We start from the raw sequence: 25,931 nt of genomic DNA, 5'->3' as shown, positions 1-25,931 counted from the left end.
ATAGCTCAGCTGGGAGAGCACCTGCCTTACAAGCAGGGGGTCACAGGTTCGAGCCCTGTTAATCCCACCATTTGCGGCCTGGTAGTTCAGTTGGTTAGAATGCCAGCCTGTCACGCTGGAGGTCGAGGGTTCGAACCCCTTCCAGGTCGCCAAACTAATTTTATTAACTAAATAATATAAATAGCATTTTAAATTTTTGTGCTGGTGTGGCTCAACGGTAGAGCAGCTGACTTGTAATCAGCAGGTTGTAGGTTCGATTCCTATCACCAGCTCCACAAAAACATGGAGGATTTCCCGAGTTGGCCAAAGGGGGCAGACTGTAAATCTGTTAGCTTCGCTTTCGGTGGTTCGAATCCACCATCCTCCACCAGAATAAATAAGATGCGGATGTGGCGGAATTGGCAGACGCACTAGACTTAGGATCTAGCGCCTTTGGCGTGGGGGTTCGACTCCCTTCATCCGCACCATTTTATTTATTTCGCGGGAATAGTTCAGTGGTAGAGCGCGACCTTGCCAAGGTCGATGTCGCGAGTTCGAATCTCGTTTCCCGCTCCATATCACAATGTGGGTGCATAGCTCAGCTGGATAGAGCAACGCCCTTCTAAGGCGTGTGTCCGGGGTTCGAATCCCTGTGCGCTCACCATTTAAATAAATAGGGGATTCGCCAAGTCGGTAAGGCACAGCACTTTGACTGCTGCATGCGTAGGTTCGAGTCCTGCATCCCCTGCCAGTTAAATACGGAGAGGTGTCCGAGTGGTTTAAGGAGCTGGTCTTGAAAACCAGTGATGCTTAACGGCACCGTGGGTTCGAATCCCACCCTCTCCGCCAGAGCCCAAATAGCTCAGTCGGTAGAGCAGGGGATTGAAAATCCCCGTGTCGGTGGTTCGATTCCGCCTTTGGGCACCAGTGTGGCGGTATAGCTTAGTTGGCTAGAGCGTTCGGTTCATACCCGAAAGGTCACAGGTTCGACTCCTGTTACCGCTACCAATAAATGTGGACCATTAGCTCAGTTGGTTAGAGCGCCCGGCTCATAACCGGTAGGTCTGGGGTTCGAGTCCCTGATGGTCCACCACATTTAAGTTATTTTCGAGGTGTAGCGCAGTTTGGTAGCGCACATGGTTTGGGACCATGGGGCCGGGGGTTCGAGTCCCTTCACCTCGACCAATAGTGGTGGGTATAGCTCAGTTGGTTAGAGCGCCAGATTGTGGCTTTGGAGGCCGTGAGTTCGAATCTCATTATCCACCCCAAAATAAGGTCTATTAGCTCAGCTGGTAGAGCACCTGACTCTTAATCAGGGTGTCCCGAGTTCGATCCTCGGATAGATCACCAGATTAATTGTAATTTTATAAGGCGGCGACATAGCCAAGTGGTAAGGCAGTGGACTGCAACTCCTTGATCCTCAGTTCGAATCTGGGTGTCGCCTCCAATATTGCGCCCATAGCTCAACTGGATAGAGTGTCTGACTACGAATCAGAAGGTTAGGGGTTCGAGTCCCTTTGGGCGCACCATATAAGTTTATATAAGAGACTACTTTGTAAGGGATTATAGCTCAGCTGGGAGAGCACCTGCCTTACAAGCAGGGGGTCACAGGTTCGAGCCCTGTTAATCCCACCATTTCATCCTCTAGTGAATATTTGCTAGAGGATTTTGTTTTATTCAATATTATTAAAAGCGGAAAAACATCATAGAGATTAAATAAATTAAATCAGCACGGCAATAAAAAATATATTAAAAAAAATAGAGATATTTTTAGGAGGAAGCGACTTTGTATATTATTATAGGGATGGATATAGTGGACAGTGAAGAGTTAAAGTCTAGTATAAAAGAAAACAGTGTATTTGAAGTAGAAACAGATTTATCTAAAGCATCTAAAAGAGAAGATGTTCTTGCATACAAACTCAAAGTTGATATAGATGAATTAGACAAAATTTTAGATAAAGAAGGAAAGTTTATTAAGGATGAAGTAAAAGGTATGGATGAAGAGGAAAAGTTCGAGGTTTATATGAATTTAAGTGAAAATCTTGTTTTAAGTATAGAAAAATTAATGCCTAAATACACAATAATGAAATATAGATCGTACAAATTCGATTTATCAGAAAATTGCATTAAAATAGTGGTTGCAATATCGCATACAGACTTAGGTTTAATCAAGCTTACAGATGTTTTAAAAAGATTGCTATCACAAGTGGATTAAAAAGAAGAAATTTATATATAAAATAATTCATATTTAGTATAAACTGTAATTTTTCGTAAAAAGAACCCTTAAAAAATGATTGGTAAAATCGAATATTACATATGGAAAATTACTTCTTTATACGTATTTGTCTTATTAATTAAGGAACTTGCGAAAAAGTATTCAAAAATAAAGTAATTTAGTCTATACTCTTTATATTATATATTTTTAAAAGGAGAAGAATGCCATATGCTTAAAAAGTTTAACAAAGTGTTAGTTGCAAATAGAGGCGAAATTGCTATCAGAGTATTTAGAGCTTGCTCTGAATTAGGTATAAAAAGTGTTGGAATATATAGTAAAGAAGATAAATATGGTTTATTTAGAACAAAAGCTGATGAATCGTATCTTATAGGAGAAGATAAAGGTCCTATAGATGCTTATTTAGATATTGATGGAATAATAGATTTAGCAAAGAGAAAGAAAGTAGATGCTATACATCCTGGATATGGGTTTTTAGCTGAAAATGCTGAGTTTGCACGTAGATGTGAAGAAGAGGGAATTACATTTATAGGACCATCATCAGATATTATGCATATGATGGGAGATAAAATAAACTCTAAGAAGATCGCACATGAGGTAGAGGTTCCTACAATACCTGGTGTAGATAAAGCTATCAAATCTACTGATGAAGCAAAAGAAATTGCTAAAAAAATTGGTTACCCTGTGATGATAAAAGCTTCTAACGGCGGTGGCGGTAGAGGAATAAGAATCGTAACTCGTGAGGAAGATTTAGAATTAGAGTATGAAACTGCTTGTAGTGAATCTAGAAAGGCTTTTGGTGAAGATATAATATTTATAGAAAAATATATATCAGATCCTAAGCATATTGAGGTACAGATACTTGGAGATGAGCATGGAAATGTAGTTCATCTATATGAGAGAGACTGTTCAGTACAGAGAAGACATCAAAAGATAATAGAGTACGCTCCAGCATTTTCATTAGATGATAAAATTAGAAAAGCTATATGTGATGATGCAGTTAAGCTTGCAAAACACGTTGGATATATAAATGCAGGTACACTAGAGTTCTTAGTAGATGCTAGTGGAGAGCATTATTTTATAGAGATGAATACTAGAGTTCAAGTTGAGCACACTGTAACAGAAATGGTCACTGGAATTGATATAGTTCAAAGCCAGATACTAATAGCTCAAGGATATGCTCTAGACAGTGATGAGATAGATATAAAATCACAGGATAGTGTTGAAGTAAGGGGTTACTCTATACAATGTAGAATAACTACTGAAGATCCTAAAAATCAATTTATGCCTGATACAGGAAAAATTCAAGTTTATAGAACAGGATCAGGTTTTGGTATAAGACTAGATGGTGGGAATGGGTTTACAGGATCTAATATAAGCCCTCACTATGACAGTTTGCTAGTAAAGACTATATCATGGGATAGAACTTTTAAGGGAGCTGTTAGTAAGACTTTAAGATCTATAAGAGAATTTAGAGTTAGAGGTGTTAAAACGAATATTGGATTCTTAATAAATGTACTAAACAACGATAAGTTCCTACATGGTCAGTGCAGTACTAAATTTATAGACGAGAACCCAGAATTATTCGATATAAGAGAGAGCAAAGATAGAGGTACTAAATTACTTCAATTTATAGGTGATGTTGTAGTCAATGACAACGCATGTAAAGAAAAACCATTCTTTGATGCACTACACGAGCCAAGATTAGAAGTACCCGCGATCCAAACAGAGGGAAGTAGAGATTTATTCTACAAATTAGGAAAAGAGAAATACTTAGAAAAGATTAAAAATGATAAAAAGATTCTTTTAACTGACACAACTATGAGAGATGCTCATCAGTCGCTTCTTGCTACAAGACTTAGAACTTACGATTTACTTCAAGCAGCGCCTGCAACTGAGAAATACATGAAAGATTTATTTTCACTAGAGATGTGGGGTGGAGCGACTTATGATGTTGCTTATAGATTCCTTAAAGAGTCACCATGGAGAAGACTTCAAAAATTAAGAGAAGAAATACCGAGCATAATGTTCCAAATGTTACTTAGAGCATCAAACGGTGTAGGTTACAAAAACTACCCAGACAATCTAATAGCAGAGTTTACTAAAGAATCAGCTAAACAAGGTATAGATGTGTTTAGAATATTTGACTCATTAAACTGGATAGAGAATATAAAACCATCTTTAGAGACAGCTCTTGAAACGGGAAAAATTGCTGAAGCGGCAATATGCTATACTGGTGATGTACTAGATAAAACTAAGACTAAGTACAATATGGAGTACTATGTAAGAATGGCACAAGAGCTTGAAAGTCTTGGAGCTGATATAATAGCAATAAAAGACATGTCAGGCCTTTTAAAACCATACTCTGCGTATATGCTAATTAAAGAGCTTAAGAAAAATGTTAAGACTCCAATACACCTACACACACACGATACAAGTGGAAATGGTGTTGCTACATGTTTAATGGCTTCTGAAGCGGGTGTTGATATAGTAGATGCTGCATTAGAATCTGTTGCAGGTATAACAAGTCAACCATCATTAAACGCTATTGTTGAGGCTCTTAGAAATACAGAAAGAGACACTAATATCGACTTATACGGATATGATGAGCTGAGCATGTACTACAAAGATTTAAGAAAAGTATATGGAAAATTTGAAAGTGATTTAACTACTTCATATGCAGAAATATATAACTACGAAATACCAGGTGGACAGTACACTAACCTTAAGCCACAGGCAGATAGTTTAGGTCTAGTAAATAGATTTGATGAAGTAAAAGCTAACTACAAAGTAGCAAACCAAGTAGTTGGAGATATAATAAAAGTTACACCATCTTCAAAAGTAGTTGGAGACTTAGCTATATTTATGACTAAGAACAAGCTTACACAAGAAAATATAATAGAAGAAGGAAAGAATTTATCATTCCCTGATTCGGTTGTTGATTTCTGTAAAGGTATGATAGGTCAACCTGAAGGTGGAATACCAAAAGACTTATCAGAAGTTGTTCTGAAAGGTGAAAAAGCTATAACTGAGAGACCAGGATCTTTACTTCCAGATGAAGACTTCGGTAAGATAAAAGAACACTTAGAAGACAAATACAAAATGGAAGCTAACATCAGAAATATATTGAGCTACGCTCTGTATCCAAAAGTTTATGAAGACTATTTAGGTCATCTTGAAGAGTACAATGATATATCAAAACTTGAAAGTGATGTATTCTTCTATGGACTAAACAAAAATGAAGAATGTGAAGTTGAGATAGAAGAAGGAAAAGTTTTAACAATAAGATTAGTTGAAATTGGTGAAGTTAAAGAAGATGGAATGAGAACTATCGGATTTGAGCTTAACGGAATGTTTAGAGAAGTTGAGATCAAAGACACTAATTACACTGGTCAAGTCGCAAATATCGAAAAAGCTGATATGAGTGATCCTCATCAAGTTGGAGCAAGCATACCTGGTAAGGTTGTAAAGATACTTGTAAAAGAAGGGGATACTGTAACTGCAAATCAACCGTTGATTGTTATAGAAGCTATGAAAATGGAAACAAATATAGTTGCTAAAGCTGCTGGAGTAATTAAGTCTATCAAAGTTGCTCAAAATGACATGGTTGTAGATAAACAGTTATTAATGATGACAAGCGAAATTTCAGAATAAAATATAATTTTATATAACAAAAGTAGAGAGTTAATTTAAATATTAACTCTCTTTTTATCGTAATATAAGATGCTTAATTATAACAAACTAATAAAATAACCTAATAATGCGTCTTATATTATTAAAAAGGATTGCAATACAAATAAAAACGATATGAAATTAGAGAAATCTAAAAAAAAATTAAGAAAGATAAGTTTCAAATGTAACAAGACTATTTGGAATGGATAGAAATGAGACAAATGCAAAATTGTATAGCATTTTTATACAAATAAAGATTCAAAATATATTTATGTAGTAAAGAATTAAATGGTAAAAGATAGTAATGTGTTAAAATCCTTTTCAGTAGGAACTATGGCATTTTAATAATCAAAAATAGTAACAATGTCGTCCATTATTGTCATTTTTTATTTCTCAAATTTATAAGTATGATAGAATATTCAAAATATAGAAGGGGTTTGAGGGGTGTATATAGAAATACTTTATTGATATCTGTACTATTTTCAAAAATTATTAATAAAATATTAGAAGGTATTTCTTAGGAAATAAAAACAAAATACATAATTAAAGGTGGGTGCTTATATGAAAGTCTATGAGAGCAACAAGTTGAGAAATGTAGCAGTACTTGGACACAGTGGATGCGGTAAGACTAATCTTATAGAAACAATAGCTTACACAGCAAATACAAATAAAATCCCAAAACTGACAGATAAAGCAAACATGACTTACCACATGTCGTTAAAACCTATTGAATACAACGACTATAAATTTAATTTATTGGACACACCAGGGTATTTTGACTTTAATGGAGATGTGATTTCAGCTCTTAGTGCTAGTGATGCGTCAGTGATAGTAATTGATGCAACTTCGCCAATTCAAGTTGGTACAGAAAAATCGCTAGAGTTAACTGAAAATATGCCTAAAATAATGTTTATTAATAAAATAGATAATGAAAAAGCTAGATATAAAGATGCAATAGCAATGCTTAGAGATAAGTACAACAATAAGATAGTACCTATGATAAGTCCTATATACAAGGATAAAGAGTTTGTTAAGCTTTACAATGTATTTGAAAATGTAGATGATTTAGAAGGCGATTTCAAAGAGCAAGCAGTAAGTGTTAGAGAAGCACTTATGGAGTTAATAGCAGAGACTGATGATGAAATACTAGACAAGTACTTTAGCGGAGAAGAGCTTACCAAAGAAGAGATCCAGAGAGGAATTATAATAGGTATTCAAAGAGGAGATATAATTCCTGTAATATGTGGATCGACTATAAACAATATAGGTACAAAAGAAATTTTAGATACGATTACAAACTTCTTGGCCCCTAGAGTTAAAGAAAATAAAAAAGGATTTAACGGTTTTGTATTCAAAACTTTAATGGATCCTTTTGTAGGAAAGATGTCTTATATAAAAATTGTAGACGGAGAGATAACTAAAGATACAGAGTTCTATAACTTGAACAAAAAAAATAAAGAAAGATTAGCAGGACTTTATACTTTAAAAAATGGTGAGCTTGTAAATATAAAAAAAGCTAAAGGCGGAGATATTGTAGTAGTTACTAAGGTTGATTCATTAAAAACAGGTGATTCACTGTCTACAGATAAAAATGCAGACTTACGAGAGGGTATTGGTTTTCCGAAACCACAGATATATTACGCCGTTGAAACTAAAAATAAAGGCGACGAAGATAAGGTAGGAACAATTTTAAATAAACTTGTTGAAGAGGACCCAACACTTCATTGGTTCCGAAATGTGGATACCAGACAGTCACTACTTGGCGGTCAAGGGGAGCTACATATAAAGACTATCAAAAATAGAATGAAGGATAAATTTGGAGTAGATGTATCATTGACCGATCTAAAAGTTCCATATAAGGAGACTGTAAAAGGAAGTGCGGATGTTCAAGGTAAGTATAAGAAGCAATCTGGAGGCCATGGACAATACGGCGATGTTAAGATAAGATTCTCAAGATCTATAGATGATTTTGATTTTTCCGAGGAACTATTTGGAGGCTCGGTTCCAAGACAATATGTTCCAGCAGTAGAAAAAGGATTAAAAGATTCAATGTCAAAAGGTATATTAGGGGGATTCCCTGTTACTAATATAAAAGCGGTTCTTTACGATGGATCGTATCACGATGTTGATTCATCTGAGATGGCATTTAAAATGGCTGCTAGTGTAGCTTTTAAAAAGGGAATGGAAGAAGCAGACCCAATACTGCTTGAGCCAATTATGAAGCTCAAGATAACAGTTCCAGACGACTATATGGGTGATGTAATGGGAGATATAAATAAGAGAAGAGGTAAGATTCTTGGAATGGAGCCAGACGGAAAAGGCAAACAAATTATATTTGCTCTTGCGCCACAGGCCGAGACATTTAAGTATGCAATAGATTTGAGATCTTTGACTCAAGGTCGAGGGGTATTTGAAATGGAATTAGAGAGTTATGGAGAGGTTCCACAACACTTATCAGAGAAAATAATTGAGGAATCTGGAAATCTTAAGAAAGAAAAAGCCCTTTCATAATAGCTGTGGATATTTATATAATAATAAATAAAGAAAAATATAAAAAGTTGATTCCACTTTAATAGTGAATCAACTTTTTATTAAACGATGATAAAAAACCTTTATATTCAAATATATAAAGGTAAAAATCAAATATGATACAGCAGTAAAGATATCAGAAAGACTTTCTCAGGTAAGTATATCAATAGATAATAAATAATTAGTATAATTTCATATTAAACTTAAAAACATATTAAATAAAATAACAAAAAGGCAGAGTATCGATTAAACTCTGTCTTTTTGTGGTAAAAAGTATATTACAAAGTGCATAAAACTGCTATAAATAATAATGTTATAAAATAATTTATAAAAATATTAAAAATTATTTATTAGACACTTTACAAAAAATCAAAAAGGTGTAAAATAGTAGTCAAAGATAGTCAAAAGAAAGTAAGTGGTGATAAAAGTGGCGACAATGACTGATATAATAGAGAATTTTATAAAGGAATTAATGAAGGAAAGTAATTCAATTCAGATTCAAAGGAACGAGCTTGCGAGTTTGTTTTCTTGTGTCCCATCTCAGATAAATTATGTTCTTACAACAAGGTTTACCTTAGATAGAGGGTATTTTGTAGAGAGCAAGCAAGGTGGAGGAGGATATGTTCAGATTGCAAAAATACAGCAAAACAAAAAGGACTATATAAAAGACCTTCTCAATGAAAAGATAGGAAACCAGATATCTTTTAAAAGAGCTAAAGATATTGTAGAAAACTTAAAAGATACTGAATTAATTACCGAAAGAGAGTCAAAGATAATACTGTCCTCGATTGATGAAAAATCACTGATTATTCCAATTTGCGATATGAAGGAAAAAGTGAGGGCAAGCATATTAAAAAATTTAATAATACTTTTAATTAACACGGGAGAGTGATAATTATGTTATGTCAAGAATGTAATAAAAATAAAGCATCAGTTTACTACAATGAAAATATAAATGGTGAGAAATTAGAAAAATACTTATGCAGTGAGTGTGCAAAAGAGTACACAAATGTTGATTTTGATTTTAATATGCCATTTTCTATGATGGATGTAATATCAAAATTAGGATTTCAACCTGAAAAAGAAGCTGAAAGCAAGCTTATATGCCCAACATGCAATAGCACTTACAGCGACTTTAAGAATACTGGTAGATTTGGATGTAGTGATTGCTACGAAGCATTTAGCAGTCAGATAAATCCTATGCTTCAAAATATTCACGGTCATTTAGATCATGTTGGTAAAGCGCCTAAAAAATCTTATCACAGTATAAGTGTAAAAAATGAAGTAAAAAAAATTAAAGAAGAATTGGATAGAGCAGTAAAATCTGAGGATTACGAAGAAGCTGCAAAATTAAGAGATAAAATTAAAACTTTGGAGGATTCAATAGATTAGGAGGGAGATAGGTTGTGGAAAATAAAATAGTTATAAAATCTAGAGTGAGACTTGCTAGAAATCTAGCGGACTTTCCATTTCCAAATAGACTTGATGAAGATAAGTCTTCAGAAGTCATTGATAAAGTTAAGGAAGCCCTCTTCAAAGATAATAGCGGACTAGAAAGAGAATATGATTTCTACAAAATGGCTGATTTAAGCCAACTGAAAAAAATATGTATGGTTGAAAATCATCTTATAAGTCCGGATTTAGCAAGTAATGTAAATGGTGCTGTTTTGGTAAAAAAAGATGAGACAGTCAGTATAATGATCAACGAAGAAGACCATATTAGAATACAGACAATGTGTGATGGTTTAGAATTAGAAAAAGCTTACGAAATAGCAAATAAAATAGACGATTTCCTTGAAGAGACGTTAGAATACGCATTTGATGTGAAATTGGGGTATTTAACTTCTTGCCCTACAAATACTGGTACAGGAATGAGGCATCGGTGATGATTCACTTACCTGCACTTACTCAATTGAGATATATAAACGATGTATATAAGGTATCCTCTCAAATAGGTGTTGCAGTTAGAGGGATATACGGAGAGAGAACAGAAGCTTTAGGAAATATTTATCAAATTTCAAACCAACTTACACTGGGAAGAACTGAAAAAAATACTATAGAAAATATAAAAGGTATGGCGACCGATATAGTATCTAAAGAACTCCAAGCGAGAGAGATGATCAAGAAAACCTGGGGTATAAAACTTGAAGATAAGATATTTAGAGCTTTAGGGCTACTTGAAGGAGCTAGAATAATCGACACATCGGAAGCCATGGGATATTTATCTGTAGTTAAGGTAGGAGTTGAGATGGGATATATAGAAAATATAAAACTAGACGACTTAGATAAACTTATGATAAATATTCAACCAGCGCATCAAAGCACTATGTTTGAAAATGCAGAGATAAAAAATAGAGACATAAATAGAGCAAAATATATTAGAGAAACGCTAAAAAAATTAAAAGTTGGAGGTGCAAATTATGAACTTCAATAAGTTTACGCAAAGAGCAAAAAAAGCAATAGATTTAGCAATGGAATTTTCTAAGAGACTAGGGCACAACATAGTGGGAAGTGAACATCTTTTATTCGGTCTTTTAGAAGAAGGTGAAGGAGTGGCTGCTAAAGTACTTAAAGAGGCAGGTATTACAGAAGAGTACTTAGAGAGCAGAATTGTAGAAATTGAAGGGCAAGGAGATCCTATCACAGAAGATGTACCTTTTAGCCCTAGAAGCAAGCAAATACTAGAGTTATCTGGAATGTTTTCAAATAAACTACAGACAAATTATATTGGTACAGAGCACATTCTTTTAGCTGTAATTCAAGAAGGTGAAGGAATTGCAAATAGAATTCTCCATGCAGCTGGAGTGAATGACAGAACATTAGCTCAAGCTACAGTTGATATGATGGGAATGGGAAGTAAAAGCGAAGGTGAAAATAATAGTTACACGTCAAACAATAGTGAAAAGGGAGCTAAAACACTTGAAAAATACGGAAAAAATTTAACTCAATACGCAAAACAAAACAAAGTGGATCCTGTAATCGGAAGATCTAAAGAAATTGAGAGAATCATACAAATTTTAAGTAGAAGAACTAAAAATAATCCTGTACTTATAGGGGATCCTGGTGTAGGTAAAACTGCGATAATAGAGGGGTTAGCAACAGATATTTCAAATGGAAATGTACCTGATACATTGAAAAACAAAACAATCTACACTCTTGATATGGGATCGCTTTTAGCTGGTGCAAAGTACAGAGGTGAATTTGAAGAGAGAGTCAAAGATGTAGTAGATGAAGTTATCGAAAATGGAAATATAATTCTGTTTATAGATGAAATGCACACTATAATCGGCGCAGGAACTACAGGTGAAGGATCTATAGATGCTTCAAATATACTAAAGCCAGCCCTTGCAAGAGGTGAAATGCAAATTATAGGAGCTACTACAATAGATGAATACAGAAAACATGTAGAAAAAGATGCAGCTCTTGAAAGAAGATTCCAACCGGTAATGGTCAATGAGCCTACAAAAGAAGATGCTGTTAAAATACTAGAAGGTCTTAGAGATAAATATGAAGCTCATCATAAAGTAAAGATAACTGATGAAGCTATAAAATCAGCAGTAGAGCTATCAGTTAGATATATTACCGATAGATATTTACCGGATAAAGCAATAGACTTAATCGACGAAGCTGCTTCAAGGGTTAGATTAAAAGAAAATACTCCACCTTCTGAAATCAAAGAGATAGAATCAGAAATTGAGAGTATAGATAAAGAAAAAGAAGAGGCAGTAAGATGCCAAGACTTTGAAAATGCGGCTAAGATAAGAGATAAACAAAGTTACCTTAAAAATAAACTAAAAGAAGTTAGGGAAAATTGGAATAAATCTTCTAAAAATGCTGATTTGGTGAACAGCGAAGTGATAGCAGATGTAGTTGGATTGTGGACTGGTATACCAGTAAATACAATAGTAGAGGAAGAAGCAGACAAACTTCTGAATCTGGAAGAAAAACTTCACAATAGAGTAATAGGTCAAGAGCAAGCTGTGGAATCTATCTCTAGAGCTATAAGAAGATCGAGAGCAGGTCTTAAAGATCCAAACAGACCAATAGGTTCATTTCTGTTCCTAGGGCCAACTGGTGTAGGTAAAACTGAATTATCTAAGGCACTTGCAGAAGTTCAATTTGGTGACGAAAACCAAATCATAAGGATAGATATGTCTGAGTATATGGAAAAACATGCAGTATCTAGAATGATAGGTTCACCTCCAGGATATGTAGGTCATGATGAAGGTGGTCAATTAACAGAAAAAGTGAGAAGATCTCCTTATTCAGTAATACTATTTGACGAGATAGAAAAAGCGCATCCAGATGTGTTTAATATACTACTTCAAATACTTGACGACGGAAGACTTACAGATTCAAAAGGAAGAACAGTTGACTTTAAAAATACAATAATAATAATGACATCAAATGTAGGAGCATCTACTATACGAAAAGAGAAAGTTATGGGGTTCTCTACAGGAAAAGCAGAAAATGAGGCTAAAAATAAATATGAAAAAATGAAAGAAAACATAATGGGTGAGCTTAAAAACAAATTTAGACCAGAGTTTTTAAACAGAATTGACGATATAGTTGTATTCCACTCATTATCAAAAGAAGATATAGGCAAGATAGTAAAACTAATGGCCAAAGAAGTGATAAACAGACTTAAAGATATGGATATAGACTTGGATATTAGTAGTGAAGCTGTAGATTTGATTTCAAAAGAAGGTACTGATCTTGAGTACGGAGCAAGACCGCTTAAAAGAGCAATTCAGAAGGCCCTTGAAGACGAGTTATCTGAAGCTATTTTAAAAGGTGATGTTAAAAAAGGAAGTAAAGTAGTTGCGGACGTAGAAAACGATAAAATTGTATTTACTATGAATTAGATAATTTATACTATTTATATTTAAAGGTTATTCCAAAGGTATTTATTTAGCTTTGGAGTAGCTTTTTTATTTTAATTTTAATATCCATAATTCAAAAAACTATTTTAATAAAAGGTTATAACAATAAGGTAATAATAAAAATGAGTACATAGTAAGTAATGGTATAATTAAAGGACGGATCTAATAAATTTATACATTTAAAGGAGTGCAGTTTATGTCGAAAAAGGTTAAGGTTTGGACAAAGCAGCATAAAGATATACTTAAAGACTTAAATGATAATGGCAGATACATAGTAAAAAAAGAATATATAGAAAATAAGATGGAAGATCACTCTAATTTGTATTTTAACTCTTATAACTGGTTTAGAAATATGGCAAAAGAAATTGTACCTGTTCCAGATGACGTTGTATTTCCAATCTGGGTAAGCGTTACAGAAGAATCTAAAATTCCAAATAGCGAAGGAAATGTGCTTCTTGAAATTGAAGTAGATGAGAATCTTCTTATCACAATGGATTTGGATAAATGGGGCTATATAGTAAACTATATGTATATTGCAAAAGACAAAGAGGACGAAGAAAATCATGCAAAATTTCTCAAATCATATGGAATAGATGATACAAAAGCATATATGAGCAATTTCTATCCAAATATAAAAAATAAAATAGTAAAAAGCTGGGAAAGGTTATTTGACGATAGCATAATATTAAGTGATGCAAGGGTGGGAACTCTGTGGGAAATAAAAAAAGAATGGATAACTAAGATAAGCAAATAAAAGCTTTTATATATTATAAATCCAACATAACAATCGAACATATGTTAATATTAATATACAAGATTAGTTTAAACTGAAATAAAATAAATTAATGGAAAATATTAAAATATATAACTAATATTCAAAAAATAGGGGAAGATAATAATGGCAAAGATTAAAACAAAATATGTATGTCAAAACTGTGGTTATGAAGTAGCTAAATGGCTAGGAAAGTGCCCTGAATGTACAAAATGGAATACATTTGTAGAGGAAATAGATGATAAAAGCGCAAAAAAAGAGACATTCATAGTGGATAAATCTAGCTCTAAGCCAATGTCAATAAACACTATTGAATCAAAAAATGAAGAGAGATTTAGCACTAGTATAAATGAGTTGGATAGAGTTCTCGGAGGTGGAGTTGTAAAGGGATCTTTGGTACTTGTTGGAGGAGATCCTGGAATAGGGAAATCCACTTTGCTTATTCAAGTTTCTAGCAATGTTGCAGAGTCTGGAAAAAGAGTTCTGTACATTACAGGAGAGGAATCCGAATCTCAAATAAAGATGAGAGCTCAAAGACTTGGAATAAACTCAAACAACTTGTATATATTTGCAGAGAACAATTTAAATCTAATTGAGGCTCAACTAGATAAAATAGATCCTGAGATGATAATACTCGACTCTATTCAAACTGTTTACAGTCCTGATATAGCGTCTGCTCCTGGTACAGTAAGCCAGATAAGAGAAGGAACTTCTAAGTTTATGAAAATAGCTAAAAAAATGGGAATATCTACTTTTTTAGTTGGTCACGTAACAAAAGAAGGCTCATTAGCTGGACCTAAATTACTGGAACATATGGTGGATACTGTTTTATACTTCGAAGGTGAAAGGTACAATACTTACAGACTAGTTAGAGCCGTAAAAAATAGATTTGGATCTACCAATGAACTAGGAGTTTTTGAAATGAGAGACACTGGTCTAGAAGAACTTGAAAATCCTTCAAAAGTGCTTATTTCAGAAAAGCCAAAAGACGTTTCGGGATCTGTAATAATTTCTACAGTAGAGGGAACAAGACCTATGCTTATAGAGCTTCAGGCGCTTGTATCACCAACTAGTTTTGGTATACCTAAGAGAACTGCTACGGGAGTAGACTATAATAGGGTTGCAATGCTTCTTGCAGTACTTGAAAAGAGGGTTGGTCTTCAAATTCAAAATCAAGATGTATACTTAAATATTGTAGGAGGAATCAAAATAAACGAACCTTCTATAGATTTAGGGATAGCAATTGCTGTAGCATCTAGCTTTAAAAATATAGCTGTAGACGAAAATATAGCTGTTACAGGTGAGGTGGGACTTACTGGAGAAATTAGAGCCGTAAGTTTTATTGAGAAAAGAATAGCAGAATGTAAAAAGCTTGGATTTAAACAAATTGTAATTCCGAAGACCAATTACGACTTAGTAAAGGACACGAAAGGAATAAAAATCTTGCCAGCAGAGAATTTAAGGCAAGCTATAAATATAGTGTTAGGAGGCTAGTTATATATATGGATGATATTTTGAACAATAAAGATATGTTAGAAGCTTTAAAAATGATATCTCCAGGAACTCCTCTCAGAAGAGGTCTAAACAATGTTCTAAAAGCAAAAACAGGTGCTTTAATTGCACTTTCAAAAAAAGATGAGGTTATGAGTTTAGTCAACGGAGGTTTTACAATAAACGCCGACTATTCATCGGCTTATCTATACGAACTTGCAAAAATGGACGGAGCTATAATTTTAAGTGGAAATTTAAAAAAGATACTTTGCGCAAATGTCCAGTTAGTTCCAGATAACTCGATACCTTCATCTGAAACGGGTACAAGGCATAGAACAGCTGAGAGGGTTGCAAAGCAAACTGATGCAATTGTAATAAGTGTTTCACAAAAAAGAAGTGTTATAACAATTTATAGAGGAAATCACAAGTATGAAATAGAAGATATATCTAAGATATTTACTAAAGTAAATCAGGCGATACAAACTTTAGAGAAGTATAAATCCGTTTTGGATCAAGTTATCGCAAATTTAAATACACTAGAATTCAACAATTTAGTTACTGTTTACGATGTAGCATTGGTTATGCAAAAAATTGAATTGGTAATGAGAGTTACAAATATTATAGAAAAATATGTTATAGAACTTGGAGATGAAGGAACTCTTGTAAGTATGCAGCTAGAAGAACTTATGGGAACAACATATTTAGATTTAGAACAAGTATTTAAAGACTACAATATTTCTAATGATGATATTTCGGGTTTTAAAACTAATATTAAAAAACTTTCTTCAGAAGATATAATAGATTTGACTAAAATAGCAAAACTTCTTGGATACAAAGATACAGCTGAAAATATGGATATGCAAATTAATTCAAAAGGATATAGGATTATGAGTAAAATTCATAGATTGCCAAATTCAATTGTCGATAACTTAGTGCTATATTTTGAGGAGTTTCAGAGTGTTTTAAATGCATCATTAGATGCGCTTTGTGATGTTGATGGGGTTGGAGAAATAAGGGCTAAACACATTAAAAATGAGCTTATTAAAATGCAACAGCTAGTGCTTTTAGATAAGAAGATATAGTGAATTTTAGGTGAATTTTCCTTATTTATGTTGTAAATAGTGTATACTTTAGTCTATAATATTAAAATACAAGGGGGGTGAAAATTTGATAAGGAAAGCCATAAGACTAGTATTTAGTTTAATTGGACTTATAATTGGTTTTACTTCTTACTCAACTCTGGCAAAGTCTTTTGACATATTGACTTTTGGTGGAGAACTATATGGATTCATAGCTGCTATTATATTTGGTATTGTAATTGCTATCTTAGGTTATCTAATTGAGCCTTGGGCATCTAAAAAAACAAAAGATGTCGCAAAGATTTTAGATAAAGAGCTTTCTAAATATCCACAAGTAGATATTTTGCTAGCATCGATAGGTATAATTGGCGGATTTGTAGTTGCTTACCTAATTAGTGGTATTTTTGACAAGATACCAGTAGTCGGGGGAGTTATATCCTTACTGCTTTATCTATGTTTAGGATATGTAGGAATGAAGATTGTGCTTAAAAGTAAAAATGACTTATTTAATATAAATAAGTTATCTAGACTTTCAGGATCACCTAAAGATAAGGACAAGGAATCAAAAAAAGAAAAAATTAAACCAATACCACCAAAGGTATTAGATACAAGTGTAATAATTGACGGTAGAATAGCAGATATATGTAAAACAGGTTTTGTTGAGGGAACATTAATAATCCCTTCATTTGTTTTAGAAGAACTTAGACATATTGCCGATTCATCTGATGACTTAAAGAGGGTCAGGGGAAGAAGAGGCCTCGATATACTAAACATAATACAACAAGAACTGAATATAGATGTTGAGATAAGCGAGAGGGACTTTGAAGATATTGCTGAAGTCGATAGTAAATTACTGAAGCTAGCTCAGGTTTTAAATGGTAAAGTAGTTACTAACGATTACAATTTAAATAAAGTAGCTCAGTTCCAAGGAGTAGATGTCTTAAATATAAATGAACTTGCCAATGCTATAAAGCCAGTAGTAATTCCTGGAGAGGATATGGTTGTTCAAGTTGTTAAAGATGGTAAGGAAGCTCAGCAGGGTATTGCATATCTTGACGACGGAACTATGATTGTAGTAGATGGTGGAAGGAGACATATGAACGAGACTATAAAAGTTTTAGTTACATCTGTACTTCAAACACCAGCAGGTAGGATGATATTTGCAAAGCCAAAAAACTAAAAAGATAAAAGCTAAATCCCTGGATCATTTTCAGGGATTTTTATTTTATAAAGATTTTTAAAAAAATAGTTGACAGAATATAATAGGCATTGTATTATTGTATTAACAGATTAATACAGTGATTAATTTAATACAGTGATACATAAAAATACAGAGGAGGTGCTCTAAGTGGAATTACAATTTGATAATAATAAGCCTATATATATTCAATTGATTGAATACTTAAAGTTTAAAATAATTTCTGGTGAATTACAGATAGGTTCAAGACTGGAGTCAGTTAGGACAATGGCAGAAGATGCTGAGGTAAATCCAAATACTATGCAGAGGGCTCTTTCAGAACTTGAAAGAGAAGGTCTTGTTTACAGTCAAAGGACTAAGGGTAGATTTGTAACTGAAGATAAAACTAAGATAGATGAAATGAAAAAGAATATAGCAAAAATTGAAATAAAAAAATTAAAAGAGATATTAAATAGACTAGGTTACAATGAAGATCAGATGATAGAAATAATTATTGAGAGTTTGAAAGGGGAGAACTAAATGAACAGTATTAGGGTCGATAAAGGATACGTAGCTGAATTTAAAAATTTACAAAAAAATTATGGTAAAAAAGAAGCTTTAAAAAATATTAATTTAAATATACCAAGAGGAAAGATAGTTGGACTTCTAGGACCAAATGGTAGTGGTAAAAGTACAATGATAAAAATTCTTAACGGTTTATTACATCCGGACAGTGGTGAAATCTTGATAGAGGGTATGAAACCTTCAATAGAGACAAGATCAATAGTTTCTTATTTGCCAGAAAGAACTTATTTAAATGATTGGATGAAAGTAAAAGATATAATAAAATTTTTCTCTGATTTTTACAGTGATTTTGACATAGATAAAGCAATAAAAATGTTAAAGGATTTAAATATAGATACTGAAGAAAAATTAAAAACAATGTCAAAGGGTACAAAAGAAAAGGTACAGTTAATACTAGTAATGTCTAGAAAAGCTGAATTGTATATACTTGATGAGCCAATAGGTGGAGTTGACCCTGCAGCAAGATCGTATATACTTAAAACAATACTTCAAAACTACAATGAAGACAGTACACTTCTTATAGCGACTCACTTAATAAGTGAAATTGAAAATATATGTGATGAAATTATATTCTTATCTTATGGAGATATAGTTCTACAAGGGAATGTAGAAGAGATCAAAGAGGAAAAAGGAAAATCTATAGATGCATTGTTTAGGGAGGAATTCAAATGTTAGGAAAATTATTAAAATATGAACTTAAAGCTAGTGCAAGAACATTTTTACCGCTTTATTTAGCGCTAATAGTTGTTTCTATTATAGCAGCGGTGTCTGGCAAAACTACTTCTTTACTTGCACAAGGAATATCAGGATTTGTCATGGGTGGATTGTTCATTTCACTTATTGTCTTAACAATAATGGTTATAATACAAAGATTTAGTAAGAACTTATTAGAAGATGAAGGTTATTTAATGTTTACACTTCCAGTAAGTAGTAAAAAACTAATAATATCTAAGTGCCTATCTTCTTGCATATACGGTGCTCTGAGTTTTATAGTAGCAATGATTGTATTATTTATAATAATGGTTAGTACAGGTGGATTTGAAGTTATTAGATTTATGCCACAAGCTTTCGGAGAACTTTTCAAGTGGTTATTTAACTTTGAAAATATGTTAGACTTGCTAATATTGATGTTTACAATGATATTAGGATTTGCATCTTTTATAGTTTTAATATATTTCGTACTTTCATTGGGTCAATTACCTGCATTTAATAAACATAGAAAGTTAGTTGCATTCACAGCATTTATTGCAATAATGGTAGTACTATCGATTTTACAAAGTGTTTTAGGAGAGTTTATACCAGGAATTAACAACAGCATGTATATGTATACAGATACACCAGTGTACAATCACTTATATAACAATCCAGGCATGTTATCAGTATTGGGATGGACACTTGCTCAAGTACTTGCATTTTTCTTCGGAACAAGTTATATTTTAGATAATAAACTTAACTTAGAATAATGTTTAATTAAGAATAACTTAAGATAGATATATATATAGATATGAGGTGACAAACTTGAATAGTGTAGTAGTAGTAGCTGCCGGAAACGGAAAAAGAATGAATATTGGAATAAATAAACAGTTTATAAAACTAGGCGAGAAGGAAGTAATTGCGCATACCATTCAAGTTTTTTACATTAATAAAGACATAGATGAAATAGTTGTATGTATTAAGCCCGAGGAAGAGGAATACTTTTTAGACAATATTATAAATAAGTATAATTTCAAAGGCGTAAAGATAGCATACGGTGGAAAAGAGAGACAGGATTCCATATACAATGGTCTAAAAAAACTAGATGAAAAATGCGACATAGTTTTAATCCACGATGGAGCTAGACCATTTGTAGACGATAAAATTATTGCGGAATCTATAGAAGAAGCGAAAATTAAAAAAGCTGTAGTAGTAGGAGTTCCAGTAAGTGACACCATAAAAATAGTGAAAAATGGGGAAATTGAAAGTACTCCAGATAGAAGTTTACTGTGGGCTGCACAGACTCCACAGGTTTTTGAGTACGACACTATAAAAAAAGCATATGAAGATGCGTACGAGTCTGGATTTTACGGAACTGATGATTCAATGCTTGTAGAAAGAATCGGGCAAAAAGTCAGCATGGTCATGGGATCTCAAAAAAATATTAAGATAACGAACCCAGAAGATTTAAAGACAGCAAATCAAATAATACAGGATATTTAATAGATAACAAATAGTTGTAATTTGCATTACAACTATTTGTTTATTTATATTTGGAGCGTGAATTATGATATATACAAAAACAATACCCAATGCAGATGAAAATTTAAGAAAAATTCTCATATCAGATGGATGGACAAAATTAAAAGAGCCTTCTAGTTTAGTCTCAGCGACTTTTCTATCAATACCATTTATGATTATAAATGGTATTATATCTATTGTTATAGCATTTTATCTATACGCTCCTATAAGAGAAGTTTTAAATAATAGTCACAAATTCGACGTTACATTTACAATAAATTTAACGATTCTGTTGTATATTGTCGCAATGGTTTTATTTATGCTATTACATGAATTTATTCATGCAGCATTTATACCAAATATTTTAAACTCTGATAAAACTTATTGGGGTTTAAATGGATTATTTGGATTCGTTTATACCACAGAAAAAATCAAGAAAAATAGATTTTTAATAATTAGTGTTATGCCATTTATGCTGTTATCAGTTATTTTACCTTTTTTTCTAAATGTATTGGGATATCTAAATTTATTTACACTATTTTTATGTTTACTTAATTCAATGGGCTCTTGTGTTGATTTTTTAAATATGTTCCTAATTGCAACACAAGTTCCAAAAGGTTCCTATATTATAAATAATGGGTTAGAAAACTACTTTAAATAAATTTCAAGTATACAGGTATGTAGTTTGGAGAATTTAAATTAAAAAATATTGATAAATATAAATAAAAAGTTAATTAGGAGGAGATAATATGAGAGTAGGTTTAGGATACGACGTGCACAGGCTAGTAGAAGGTAGAAAACTTATCTTAGGAGGAGTTGAAATTCCTCATGAAAAGGGATTGCTAGGCCACTCTGATGCTGATGTTATTACACATGCGATAACAGACTCTATATTAGGGGCACTGGCGCTAGGTGATATAGGGAAGCATTTCCCTGATACGGATGAAAAATACAAAGGCGCAGATAGTGTAAAACTATTATCTCATGTATTCGAGTTAGTTAAATCTAAAGGCTATAAAATAGGAAATATTGACAGTACGATTATAGCTCAAAGACCAAAGCTGGCTCCTTACATAGATCAGATGAGAGAAGTAATAGCAAAAACACTTGAAACAGAGATAGATAATATAAACATAAAAGCGACAACAGAAGAAAAGCTTGGATTTACTGGATCAGAGGATGGAATTTCTTCTCAAAGTATTTGTTTATTATTATTGACATCTGGCAATAATTAATATATTATATGATATAAGTTAAATATTAATCAAAATATTAATGCAATTATGAAGTAATAGTAGATGGTGAAATCTTCACAGAGAGGAAACGAATGCTGAAAGTTTCTAAGAGGAAAACTTCGAACCTGACTTCTAGCTTAAAGTAAAACTTTACGGTAGGAACCGTTATATTCCAAAAAGTGGGCTAAGTTAGCTAACTAGAGTGGTACCGCGGAAATTATAACCTTTCGTCTCTATATTTATAGAGATGATGGGTTTTTTTTATATTCAAAATGCTTAAACTCACAAGAAACAGATTTAAAACTAATCATGTAATAAATAATTTAATTAAATAAAAATTAGGAGGTCAATACAATGAAAATGTCTAAAATGTTTTTACCAACGTTAAAAGAAGTTCCAGCAGATGCAGAAATTAGAAGTCATCAGTTGATGATTAGATCTGGAATGATCAAAAAAATGTCTTCAGGAGTTTACAATCAACTTCCTATAGGACTTAGAGTTTTCAACAAGGTAGCTCAGATAATTAGAGAAGAAATGAACGCAAAGGGAGCTCAAGAAATACTTTGTTCAGCAATAATACCAGCAGAATTATGGCAAGAATCTGGAAGATGGGAAGCTATGGGAGAGGAAATGTTTAGACTTAAAGATAGAACATCTAGAGACTACTGCCTAGGACCTACTCATGAAGAGGCTTTCACTGATATAGTAAGACAAGAAATAACTTCTTATAAGCAGTTGCCAATGAATTTATACCAAATACAAACTAAGTACAGAGACGAAAGAAGACCTAGATTTGGTGTTATGAGAACTAAAACTTTCACTATGAAGGACGCTTATAGTTTTGATGTTGACCATGATGGAATGGCTAAATCATACCAAGATATGTTTGATGCTTATGTAAATATATTTAGAAGATGTGGACTTGATAATAGCCCAGTTATGGCGGATTCAGGTGCTATAGGTGGTTCAGTATCAGCGGAATTTATGGTTAAGTCAGATGTTGGAGAAGATGAAGTAGTATTCTGTAGCAAATGTGATTATGCAGCAAACGTAGAAAGAGCAGAATCAGTAAATGATACATTAGAAAAAGAAGATTTAAAAGAATTAAAAGAAGTTCATACTCCAGGAGTAGGTACAATCAAAGAATTAGAAGATTTATTTAAAGTTTCTCCTAAGAAATTAGCTAAAACTCTTGTATATACAGCTGATGGAAAAACAGTAGCTGTTGTAGTAAGAGGAGATAGAGATGTAAACGAGGTAAAAGTTGAAAATGCTATTGGTGGAGTTATAGAGTTTGCCCTTGCAACTGATGAAGTAGTAAAAGAGGTTACAAGTGCAGATGTAGGATTCGCAGGACCAATAAATATAAAAGCTGATTATGTATTTATAGATAAAGAAGTAGCAGATCAAAATAATATGATAATCGGTGCTAACAAAACTGAGTACCATATAGAGAATGCAAACTACGGAAGAGATTATGAAGGTGTTGTAGGTGACTTTAGAAATGTTCAAGAAGGAGATAAGTGTTTAGAATGTAGTAGCCCATTAGAAATAGCTAGAGGGGTAGAAGTAGGACACATATTCCAACTTGGAACAAAGTATTCAGAAGCAATGAACGCTAATTTTATAAATAAAGATGGAAAATCTAAGCCAATACTTATGGGATGTTATGGAATAGGTGTTGAGAGAACTGCAGCAGCAGTAATAGAGCAACACAATGACGAAAATGGAATAATATGGCCACTTTCAATAGCTCCATACCATGTGAGTATAGTTCAAGTAGATATGAAGAATGAGGAGAATAGTCAAATAGCTGAAAATATACAAAATAAACTTGAAGCTATGGGTGTCGAAGTTCTTCTAGACGATAGAGATGAAAGAGTAGGAGTTAAGTTTAAAGACTCAGAACTTCTTGGAATACCTATAAGAATAACCGTTGGAAAAGATGCTAAGGATGGAAAAGTGGAGTACAAACTTAGAGATGCAGCTGATAAAGAACTTGTAGAAATCTCTGAAATAATTGAAAAAGTAAAAGCTGAGTTCGTTAAAAACGAAGTTAAATTAGGATAATAAGATAGCAAAGTATTGAAGTCCTCTAAGAGAGGTACTGCGAAAAATCTTTCGTCTCTATAGCACGTTTATAGAGATGGAAGATTTTTTTATTTTTGAAAGTTTCATTACACTTTGGAACTGGAGGGAGAGCGAGTGAAACTTACATATATGCAGCAGCAATGGGATGGGAAAACCTACATGTTATAAATGAGGCTGGTAGTTGGAATTAGATTAAAATCTGGATTAACTAGAGCTATTTTTGATGTTAGCTATATTTTAATCAATAGAATCTGATATAATAGTATAGGAATTTATAACTCGATTATCTTAAAATGTATAATCAACATATCCATGTGGATATACTTGTAATTGTGGATAAGTTTATATAAGAAATAAGGAGTTATTAAGAGTTTTCCACAGATAAAAAATTACACTTGCAAAACAGCAGTGTATTTTAATAATATAAATATATTGAATAAATTAATCAGGAGGTACTAAAGATGGGCGTTAGAGTTAGATTTGCACCAAGTCCAACAGGATTTGTACATATAGGTAGTTTAAGAACAGCTCTTTATAACTATTTATTTGCTAAAAAAATGGGCGGAGAATATATTTTAAGGGTAGAAGATACAGATCAGAGTAGACTTGTTGACGGAGCTATAGAAAACATGCTAAATGCCATGAAATGGGCTGGAATTGAACATAATGAAGGTGTAGATTTAGATGAAAAAGGTAATATAGTTCAAAAAGGTGAATTCGGACCTTATATTCAATCAGAAAGACTTGATATATACAAAGAATACATCAAAGAATTATTAGACTCTGGTAAGGCTTACTACTGTTTCTGTACTAAGGAAAGACTTGATGATGTAAGAGAAAAACAAAAAGAAGCGGGAGATACTCCAAGATACGATGGCCACTGTAGAGATCTTTCTAAAGAAGAGGTAGAGAAGAGATTAGCAGCAGGTGAACCGCATGTAATTAGGCTTAGACTTCCTGAAAATCATGTGATTAAGTTTACTGATTTAGTAAGAGGAGAAACTGAATTTAATACAAATGATCTAGATGATCAAGTTCTTATAAAAACTGATGGTTTCCCAACATACCATTTCGCAGTTGTAGTTGACGATTATCTTATGAAGATAACTCATATAATAAGAGGTGAAGAGTGGGTTTCATCTACTCCAAAGCACGTGTATCTGTATGAAGCTTTTGGATGGGAAGCACCAGTATTTGTGCACCTTCCAAATATATTAAACACTGAAAAGAAAAAATTAAGTAAGAGACAAGGCGATGTAGCCGTAGAGGATTTCAAGAAAAAAGGATATTTACCAGAAGGACTAGTTAACTATGTTGCACTAGTTGGTTGGTCTCCAGAAGATAACCAAGAGCTATTTACTATGAAGGAATTAGAGGAAGCTTTTTCTATAGATAGAGTATCTAAAAGCGGTGGAGTATTTGATACAGAAAAACTAAACTGGGTTGATCAACACTACATTAAAGATGGCGATGACAACCGTTTAACAGAATTAGCAATACCTTTTTTAATTGAAGGTGGATTTATTACTGAGGAAGAAGCTAAGAATAGATACGATTTCTTAAAAGGAATGGTATCTGCCGTTAAGGAAAAATTACAATATATGAAGGAAATAACAGATCACGCAGGTATATTCTTTGGTGATAAAGTTGAGCTTGAGACTGATGAGTGTAAAGAATTCTTAGCACTTGAGCACATTCCAACTTTACTTGGAGCTCTTGAAGAGAAGATATCAAACACTGACGAGCTTATAGAAGATGGTGTAAAAGCTATGCTTAAAGAAGTCCAAAAAGAGCATGGAATAAAAGGTAAAAACTTATTTATGGGATCTAGAATAATATTTACAGGTCAAATGCACGGTCCAGATTTACCAAAAGTCGTAGAGGTACTTGGCAAGGAAATTTGCTTGAAGAGACTTGCTTTTGTTAAAGAAAATCTTTTATAGAAATAAAAATATTATAGACTCTAAAGTAACTAAAGTTACTTTAGAGTT

18 protein-coding genes, 17 tRNA genes, 1 pseudogene and 1 other annotated feature are annotated in these 25,931 nt (G+C 33.0%); all 36 genes and pseudogenes read left to right on the top strand.

The window, feature by feature from the left end:
* Positions 1-75 precede the first annotated feature (75 nt).
* Positions 76-152, top strand: a tRNA-Asp gene (locus T473_RS0109285).
* A 48-nt stretch (positions 153-200) separates the two neighbouring features.
* A tRNA-Thr gene (locus T473_RS0109280) sits at positions 201-275 on the top strand.
* A gap of 9 nt (positions 276-284) precedes the next feature.
* Positions 285-370: transfer RNA gene (locus T473_RS0109275), tRNA-Tyr, on the top strand.
* 13 nt (positions 371-383) lie between these two features.
* Positions 384-467 (top strand) — tRNA-Leu (locus T473_RS0109270).
* A gap of 13 nt (positions 468-480) precedes the next feature.
* Positions 481-555: transfer RNA gene (locus T473_RS0109265), tRNA-Gly, on the top strand.
* 11 nt (positions 556-566) lie between these two features.
* A tRNA-Arg gene (locus T473_RS0109260) sits at positions 567-643 on the top strand.
* Positions 644-654: 11 nt separating this feature from the next.
* Positions 655-730: transfer RNA gene (locus T473_RS0109255), tRNA-Gln, on the top strand.
* Between the two features lie 9 nt (positions 731-739).
* Positions 740-828, top strand: a tRNA-Ser gene (locus T473_RS0109250).
* A 2-nt stretch (positions 829-830) separates the two neighbouring features.
* A tRNA-Phe gene (locus tag T473_RS0109245) sits at positions 831-906 on the top strand.
* A 4-nt stretch (positions 907-910) separates the two neighbouring features.
* Positions 911-987: transfer RNA gene (locus T473_RS0109240), tRNA-Met, on the top strand.
* An 8-nt stretch (positions 988-995) separates the two neighbouring features.
* Positions 996-1,072, top strand: a tRNA-Ile gene (locus tag T473_RS0109235).
* Between the two features lie 15 nt (positions 1,073-1,087).
* Positions 1,088-1,164: transfer RNA gene (locus T473_RS0109230), tRNA-Pro, on the top strand.
* Positions 1,165-1,170: 6 nt separating this feature from the next.
* Positions 1,171-1,247: transfer RNA gene (locus tag T473_RS0109225), tRNA-His, on the top strand.
* A 6-nt stretch (positions 1,248-1,253) separates the two neighbouring features.
* Positions 1,254-1,329: transfer RNA gene (locus tag T473_RS0109220), tRNA-Lys, on the top strand.
* A 23-nt stretch (positions 1,330-1,352) separates the two neighbouring features.
* A tRNA-Cys gene (locus tag T473_RS0109215) sits at positions 1,353-1,426 on the top strand.
* 5 nt (positions 1,427-1,431) lie between these two features.
* Positions 1,432-1,508: transfer RNA gene (locus T473_RS0109210), tRNA-Arg, on the top strand.
* Positions 1,509-1,538: 30 nt separating this feature from the next.
* Positions 1,539-1,614 (top strand) — tRNA-Val (locus T473_RS0109205).
* A 151-nt stretch (positions 1,615-1,765) separates the two neighbouring features.
* On the top strand, positions 1,766-2,194 hold the full coding sequence (locus T473_RS0109200) for a hypothetical protein (RefSeq protein WP_024621647.1): 429 nt from the start codon (positions 1,766-1,768) through the stop codon (positions 2,192-2,194).
* A gap of 228 nt (positions 2,195-2,422) precedes the next feature.
* Positions 2,423-5,866: a pyruvate carboxylase gene (locus T473_RS0109195; protein ID WP_024621646.1), complete on the top strand. Its 3,444-nt coding sequence runs from the start codon at positions 2,423-2,425 to the stop codon at positions 5,864-5,866.
* Between the two features lie 579 nt (positions 5,867-6,445).
* Positions 6,446-8,395, top strand: a complete 1,950-nt coding sequence (locus tag T473_RS0109190; protein ID WP_024621645.1) for an elongation factor G — start codon at positions 6,446-6,448, stop codon at positions 8,393-8,395.
* A 454-nt stretch (positions 8,396-8,849) separates the two neighbouring features.
* Positions 8,850-9,305 (top strand): CtsR family transcriptional regulator, encoded by a 456-nt coding sequence (locus T473_RS0109185; protein ID WP_330369453.1) that lies wholly within the window; start codon positions 8,850-8,852, stop codon positions 9,303-9,305.
* A gap of 5 nt (positions 9,306-9,310) precedes the next feature.
* Positions 9,311-9,805 (top strand): UvrB/UvrC motif-containing protein, encoded by a 495-nt coding sequence (locus T473_RS0109180; RefSeq protein ID WP_024621643.1) that lies wholly within the window; start codon positions 9,311-9,313, stop codon positions 9,803-9,805.
* 14 nt (positions 9,806-9,819) lie between these two features.
* Positions 9,820-10,847 (top strand): annotated as a pseudogene (locus T473_RS20145) (protein arginine kinase).
* A complete protein-coding gene (locus T473_RS0109170) occupies positions 10,834-13,278 on the top strand; it encodes an ATP-dependent Clp protease ATP-binding subunit (protein ID WP_024621642.1) in 2,445 nt (814 codons plus the stop codon). The pseudogene T473_RS20145 and the gene T473_RS0109170 overlap by 14 nt, the downstream one beginning before the upstream one ends.
* Before the next feature lie 214 nt (positions 13,279-13,492).
* Complete coding sequence (locus T473_RS0109165; RefSeq protein ID WP_024621641.1) at positions 13,493-14,050, top strand: DUF3841 domain-containing protein; 558 nt, start codon at positions 13,493-13,495, stop codon at positions 14,048-14,050.
* Positions 14,051-14,194: 144 nt separating this feature from the next.
* On the top strand, positions 14,195-15,562 hold the full coding sequence (gene radA, locus T473_RS0109160; protein ID WP_024621640.1) for a DNA repair protein RadA: 1,368 nt from the start codon (positions 14,195-14,197) through the stop codon (positions 15,560-15,562).
* 8 nt (positions 15,563-15,570) lie between these two features.
* Positions 15,571-16,641 carry a DNA integrity scanning diadenylate cyclase DisA gene (disA, locus tag T473_RS0109155; protein ID WP_024621639.1) on the top strand — a complete coding sequence of 357 codons (1,071 nt, stop codon included), beginning with the start codon at positions 15,571-15,573 and terminating at the stop codon, positions 16,639-16,641.
* Positions 16,642-16,726: 85 nt separating this feature from the next.
* Positions 16,727-17,818, top strand: a complete 1,092-nt coding sequence (locus T473_RS0109150; protein WP_024621638.1) for a PIN/TRAM domain-containing protein — start codon at positions 16,727-16,729, stop codon at positions 17,816-17,818.
* A gap of 168 nt (positions 17,819-17,986) precedes the next feature.
* Positions 17,987-18,355: a GntR family transcriptional regulator gene (locus tag T473_RS0109145; RefSeq protein WP_024621637.1), complete on the top strand. Its 369-nt coding sequence runs from the start codon at positions 17,987-17,989 to the stop codon at positions 18,353-18,355.
* Positions 18,356-19,075 (top strand): ABC transporter ATP-binding protein, encoded by a 720-nt coding sequence (locus tag T473_RS0109140; RefSeq protein WP_024621636.1) that lies wholly within the window; start codon positions 18,356-18,358, stop codon positions 19,073-19,075.
* Entirely contained in the window at positions 19,069-19,863 is a 795-nt protein-coding gene (locus T473_RS0109135; RefSeq protein WP_024621635.1) for a hypothetical protein, read from the top strand. Before T473_RS0109140 ends, T473_RS0109135 begins: the two co-directional genes overlap by 7 nt.
* A gap of 46 nt (positions 19,864-19,909) precedes the next feature.
* Positions 19,910-20,596: a 2-C-methyl-D-erythritol 4-phosphate cytidylyltransferase gene (gene ispD / locus T473_RS0109130; RefSeq protein ID WP_416361140.1), complete on the top strand. Its 687-nt coding sequence runs from the start codon at positions 19,910-19,912 to the stop codon at positions 20,594-20,596.
* 64 nt (positions 20,597-20,660) lie between these two features.
* On the top strand, positions 20,661-21,275 hold the full coding sequence (locus tag T473_RS0109125) for a DUF3267 domain-containing protein (RefSeq protein ID WP_024621633.1): 615 nt from the start codon (positions 20,661-20,663) through the stop codon (positions 21,273-21,275).
* A gap of 88 nt (positions 21,276-21,363) precedes the next feature.
* Positions 21,364-21,849, top strand: coding sequence for a 2-C-methyl-D-erythritol 2,4-cyclodiphosphate synthase (ispF, locus tag T473_RS0109120; protein ID WP_024621632.1), 486 nt, complete (start codon positions 21,364-21,366; stop codon positions 21,847-21,849).
* Positions 21,850-21,885: 36 nt separating this feature from the next.
* Positions 21,886-22,087 (top strand) — a binding site (T-box leader).
* 116 nt (positions 22,088-22,203) lie between these two features.
* Entirely contained in the window at positions 22,204-23,919 is a 1,716-nt protein-coding gene (locus T473_RS0109115; RefSeq protein ID WP_024621631.1) for a proline--tRNA ligase, read from the top strand.
* A 482-nt stretch (positions 23,920-24,401) separates the two neighbouring features.
* On the top strand, positions 24,402-25,883 hold the full coding sequence (gltX, locus tag T473_RS0109105) for a glutamate--tRNA ligase (RefSeq protein WP_024621630.1): 1,482 nt from the start codon (positions 24,402-24,404) through the stop codon (positions 25,881-25,883).
* Positions 25,884-25,931 lie beyond the last annotated feature (48 nt).

The organism is Clostridioides mangenotii TR (genome assembly GCF_000498755.1).
GTDB lineage: Bacteria > Bacillota > Clostridia > Peptostreptococcales > Peptostreptococcaceae > Metaclostridioides > Metaclostridioides mangenotii_A.
Note: the sequence above shows the minus strand (reverse complement) of the source record. Positions and strands in the feature narration are given on the sequence as shown.

Excerpts from the sequence above, each read along its gene's own strand:
- T473_RS0109195 (WP_024621646.1), top strand. The coding sequence starts at position 2,423 with ATGCTTAAAAAGTTTAACAAAGTGTTAGTTGCAAATAGAGGCGAAATT.
- T473_RS0109190 (WP_024621645.1), top strand. The coding sequence starts at position 6,446 with ATGAAAGTCTATGAGAGCAACAAGTTGAGAAATGTAGCAGTACTTGGA.
- T473_RS0109185 (WP_330369453.1), top strand. The coding sequence starts at position 8,850 with ATGACTGATATAATAGAGAATTTTATAAAGGAATTAATGAAGGAAAGT.
- T473_RS0109180 (WP_024621643.1), top strand. The coding sequence starts at position 9,311 with ATGTTATGTCAAGAATGTAATAAAAATAAAGCATCAGTTTACTACAAT.
- T473_RS0109170 (WP_024621642.1), top strand. The coding sequence starts at position 10,834 with ATGAACTTCAATAAGTTTACGCAAAGAGCAAAAAAAGCAATAGATTTA.
- T473_RS0109165 (WP_024621641.1), top strand. The coding sequence starts at position 13,493 with ATGTCGAAAAAGGTTAAGGTTTGGACAAAGCAGCATAAAGATATACTT.
- radA (WP_024621640.1), top strand. The coding sequence starts at position 14,195 with ATGGCAAAGATTAAAACAAAATATGTATGTCAAAACTGTGGTTATGAA.
- disA (WP_024621639.1), top strand. The coding sequence starts at position 15,571 with ATGGATGATATTTTGAACAATAAAGATATGTTAGAAGCTTTAAAAATG.
- T473_RS0109140 (WP_024621636.1), top strand. The coding sequence starts at position 18,356 with ATGAACAGTATTAGGGTCGATAAAGGATACGTAGCTGAATTTAAAAAT.
- T473_RS0109135 (WP_024621635.1), top strand. The coding sequence starts at position 19,069 with ATGTTAGGAAAATTATTAAAATATGAACTTAAAGCTAGTGCAAGAACA.
- T473_RS0109125 (WP_024621633.1), top strand. The coding sequence starts at position 20,661 with ATGATATATACAAAAACAATACCCAATGCAGATGAAAATTTAAGAAAA.
- ispF (WP_024621632.1), top strand. The coding sequence starts at position 21,364 with ATGAGAGTAGGTTTAGGATACGACGTGCACAGGCTAGTAGAAGGTAGA.
- T473_RS0109115 (WP_024621631.1), top strand. The coding sequence starts at position 22,204 with ATGAAAATGTCTAAAATGTTTTTACCAACGTTAAAAGAAGTTCCAGCA.
- gltX (WP_024621630.1), top strand. The coding sequence starts at position 24,402 with ATGGGCGTTAGAGTTAGATTTGCACCAAGTCCAACAGGATTTGTACAT.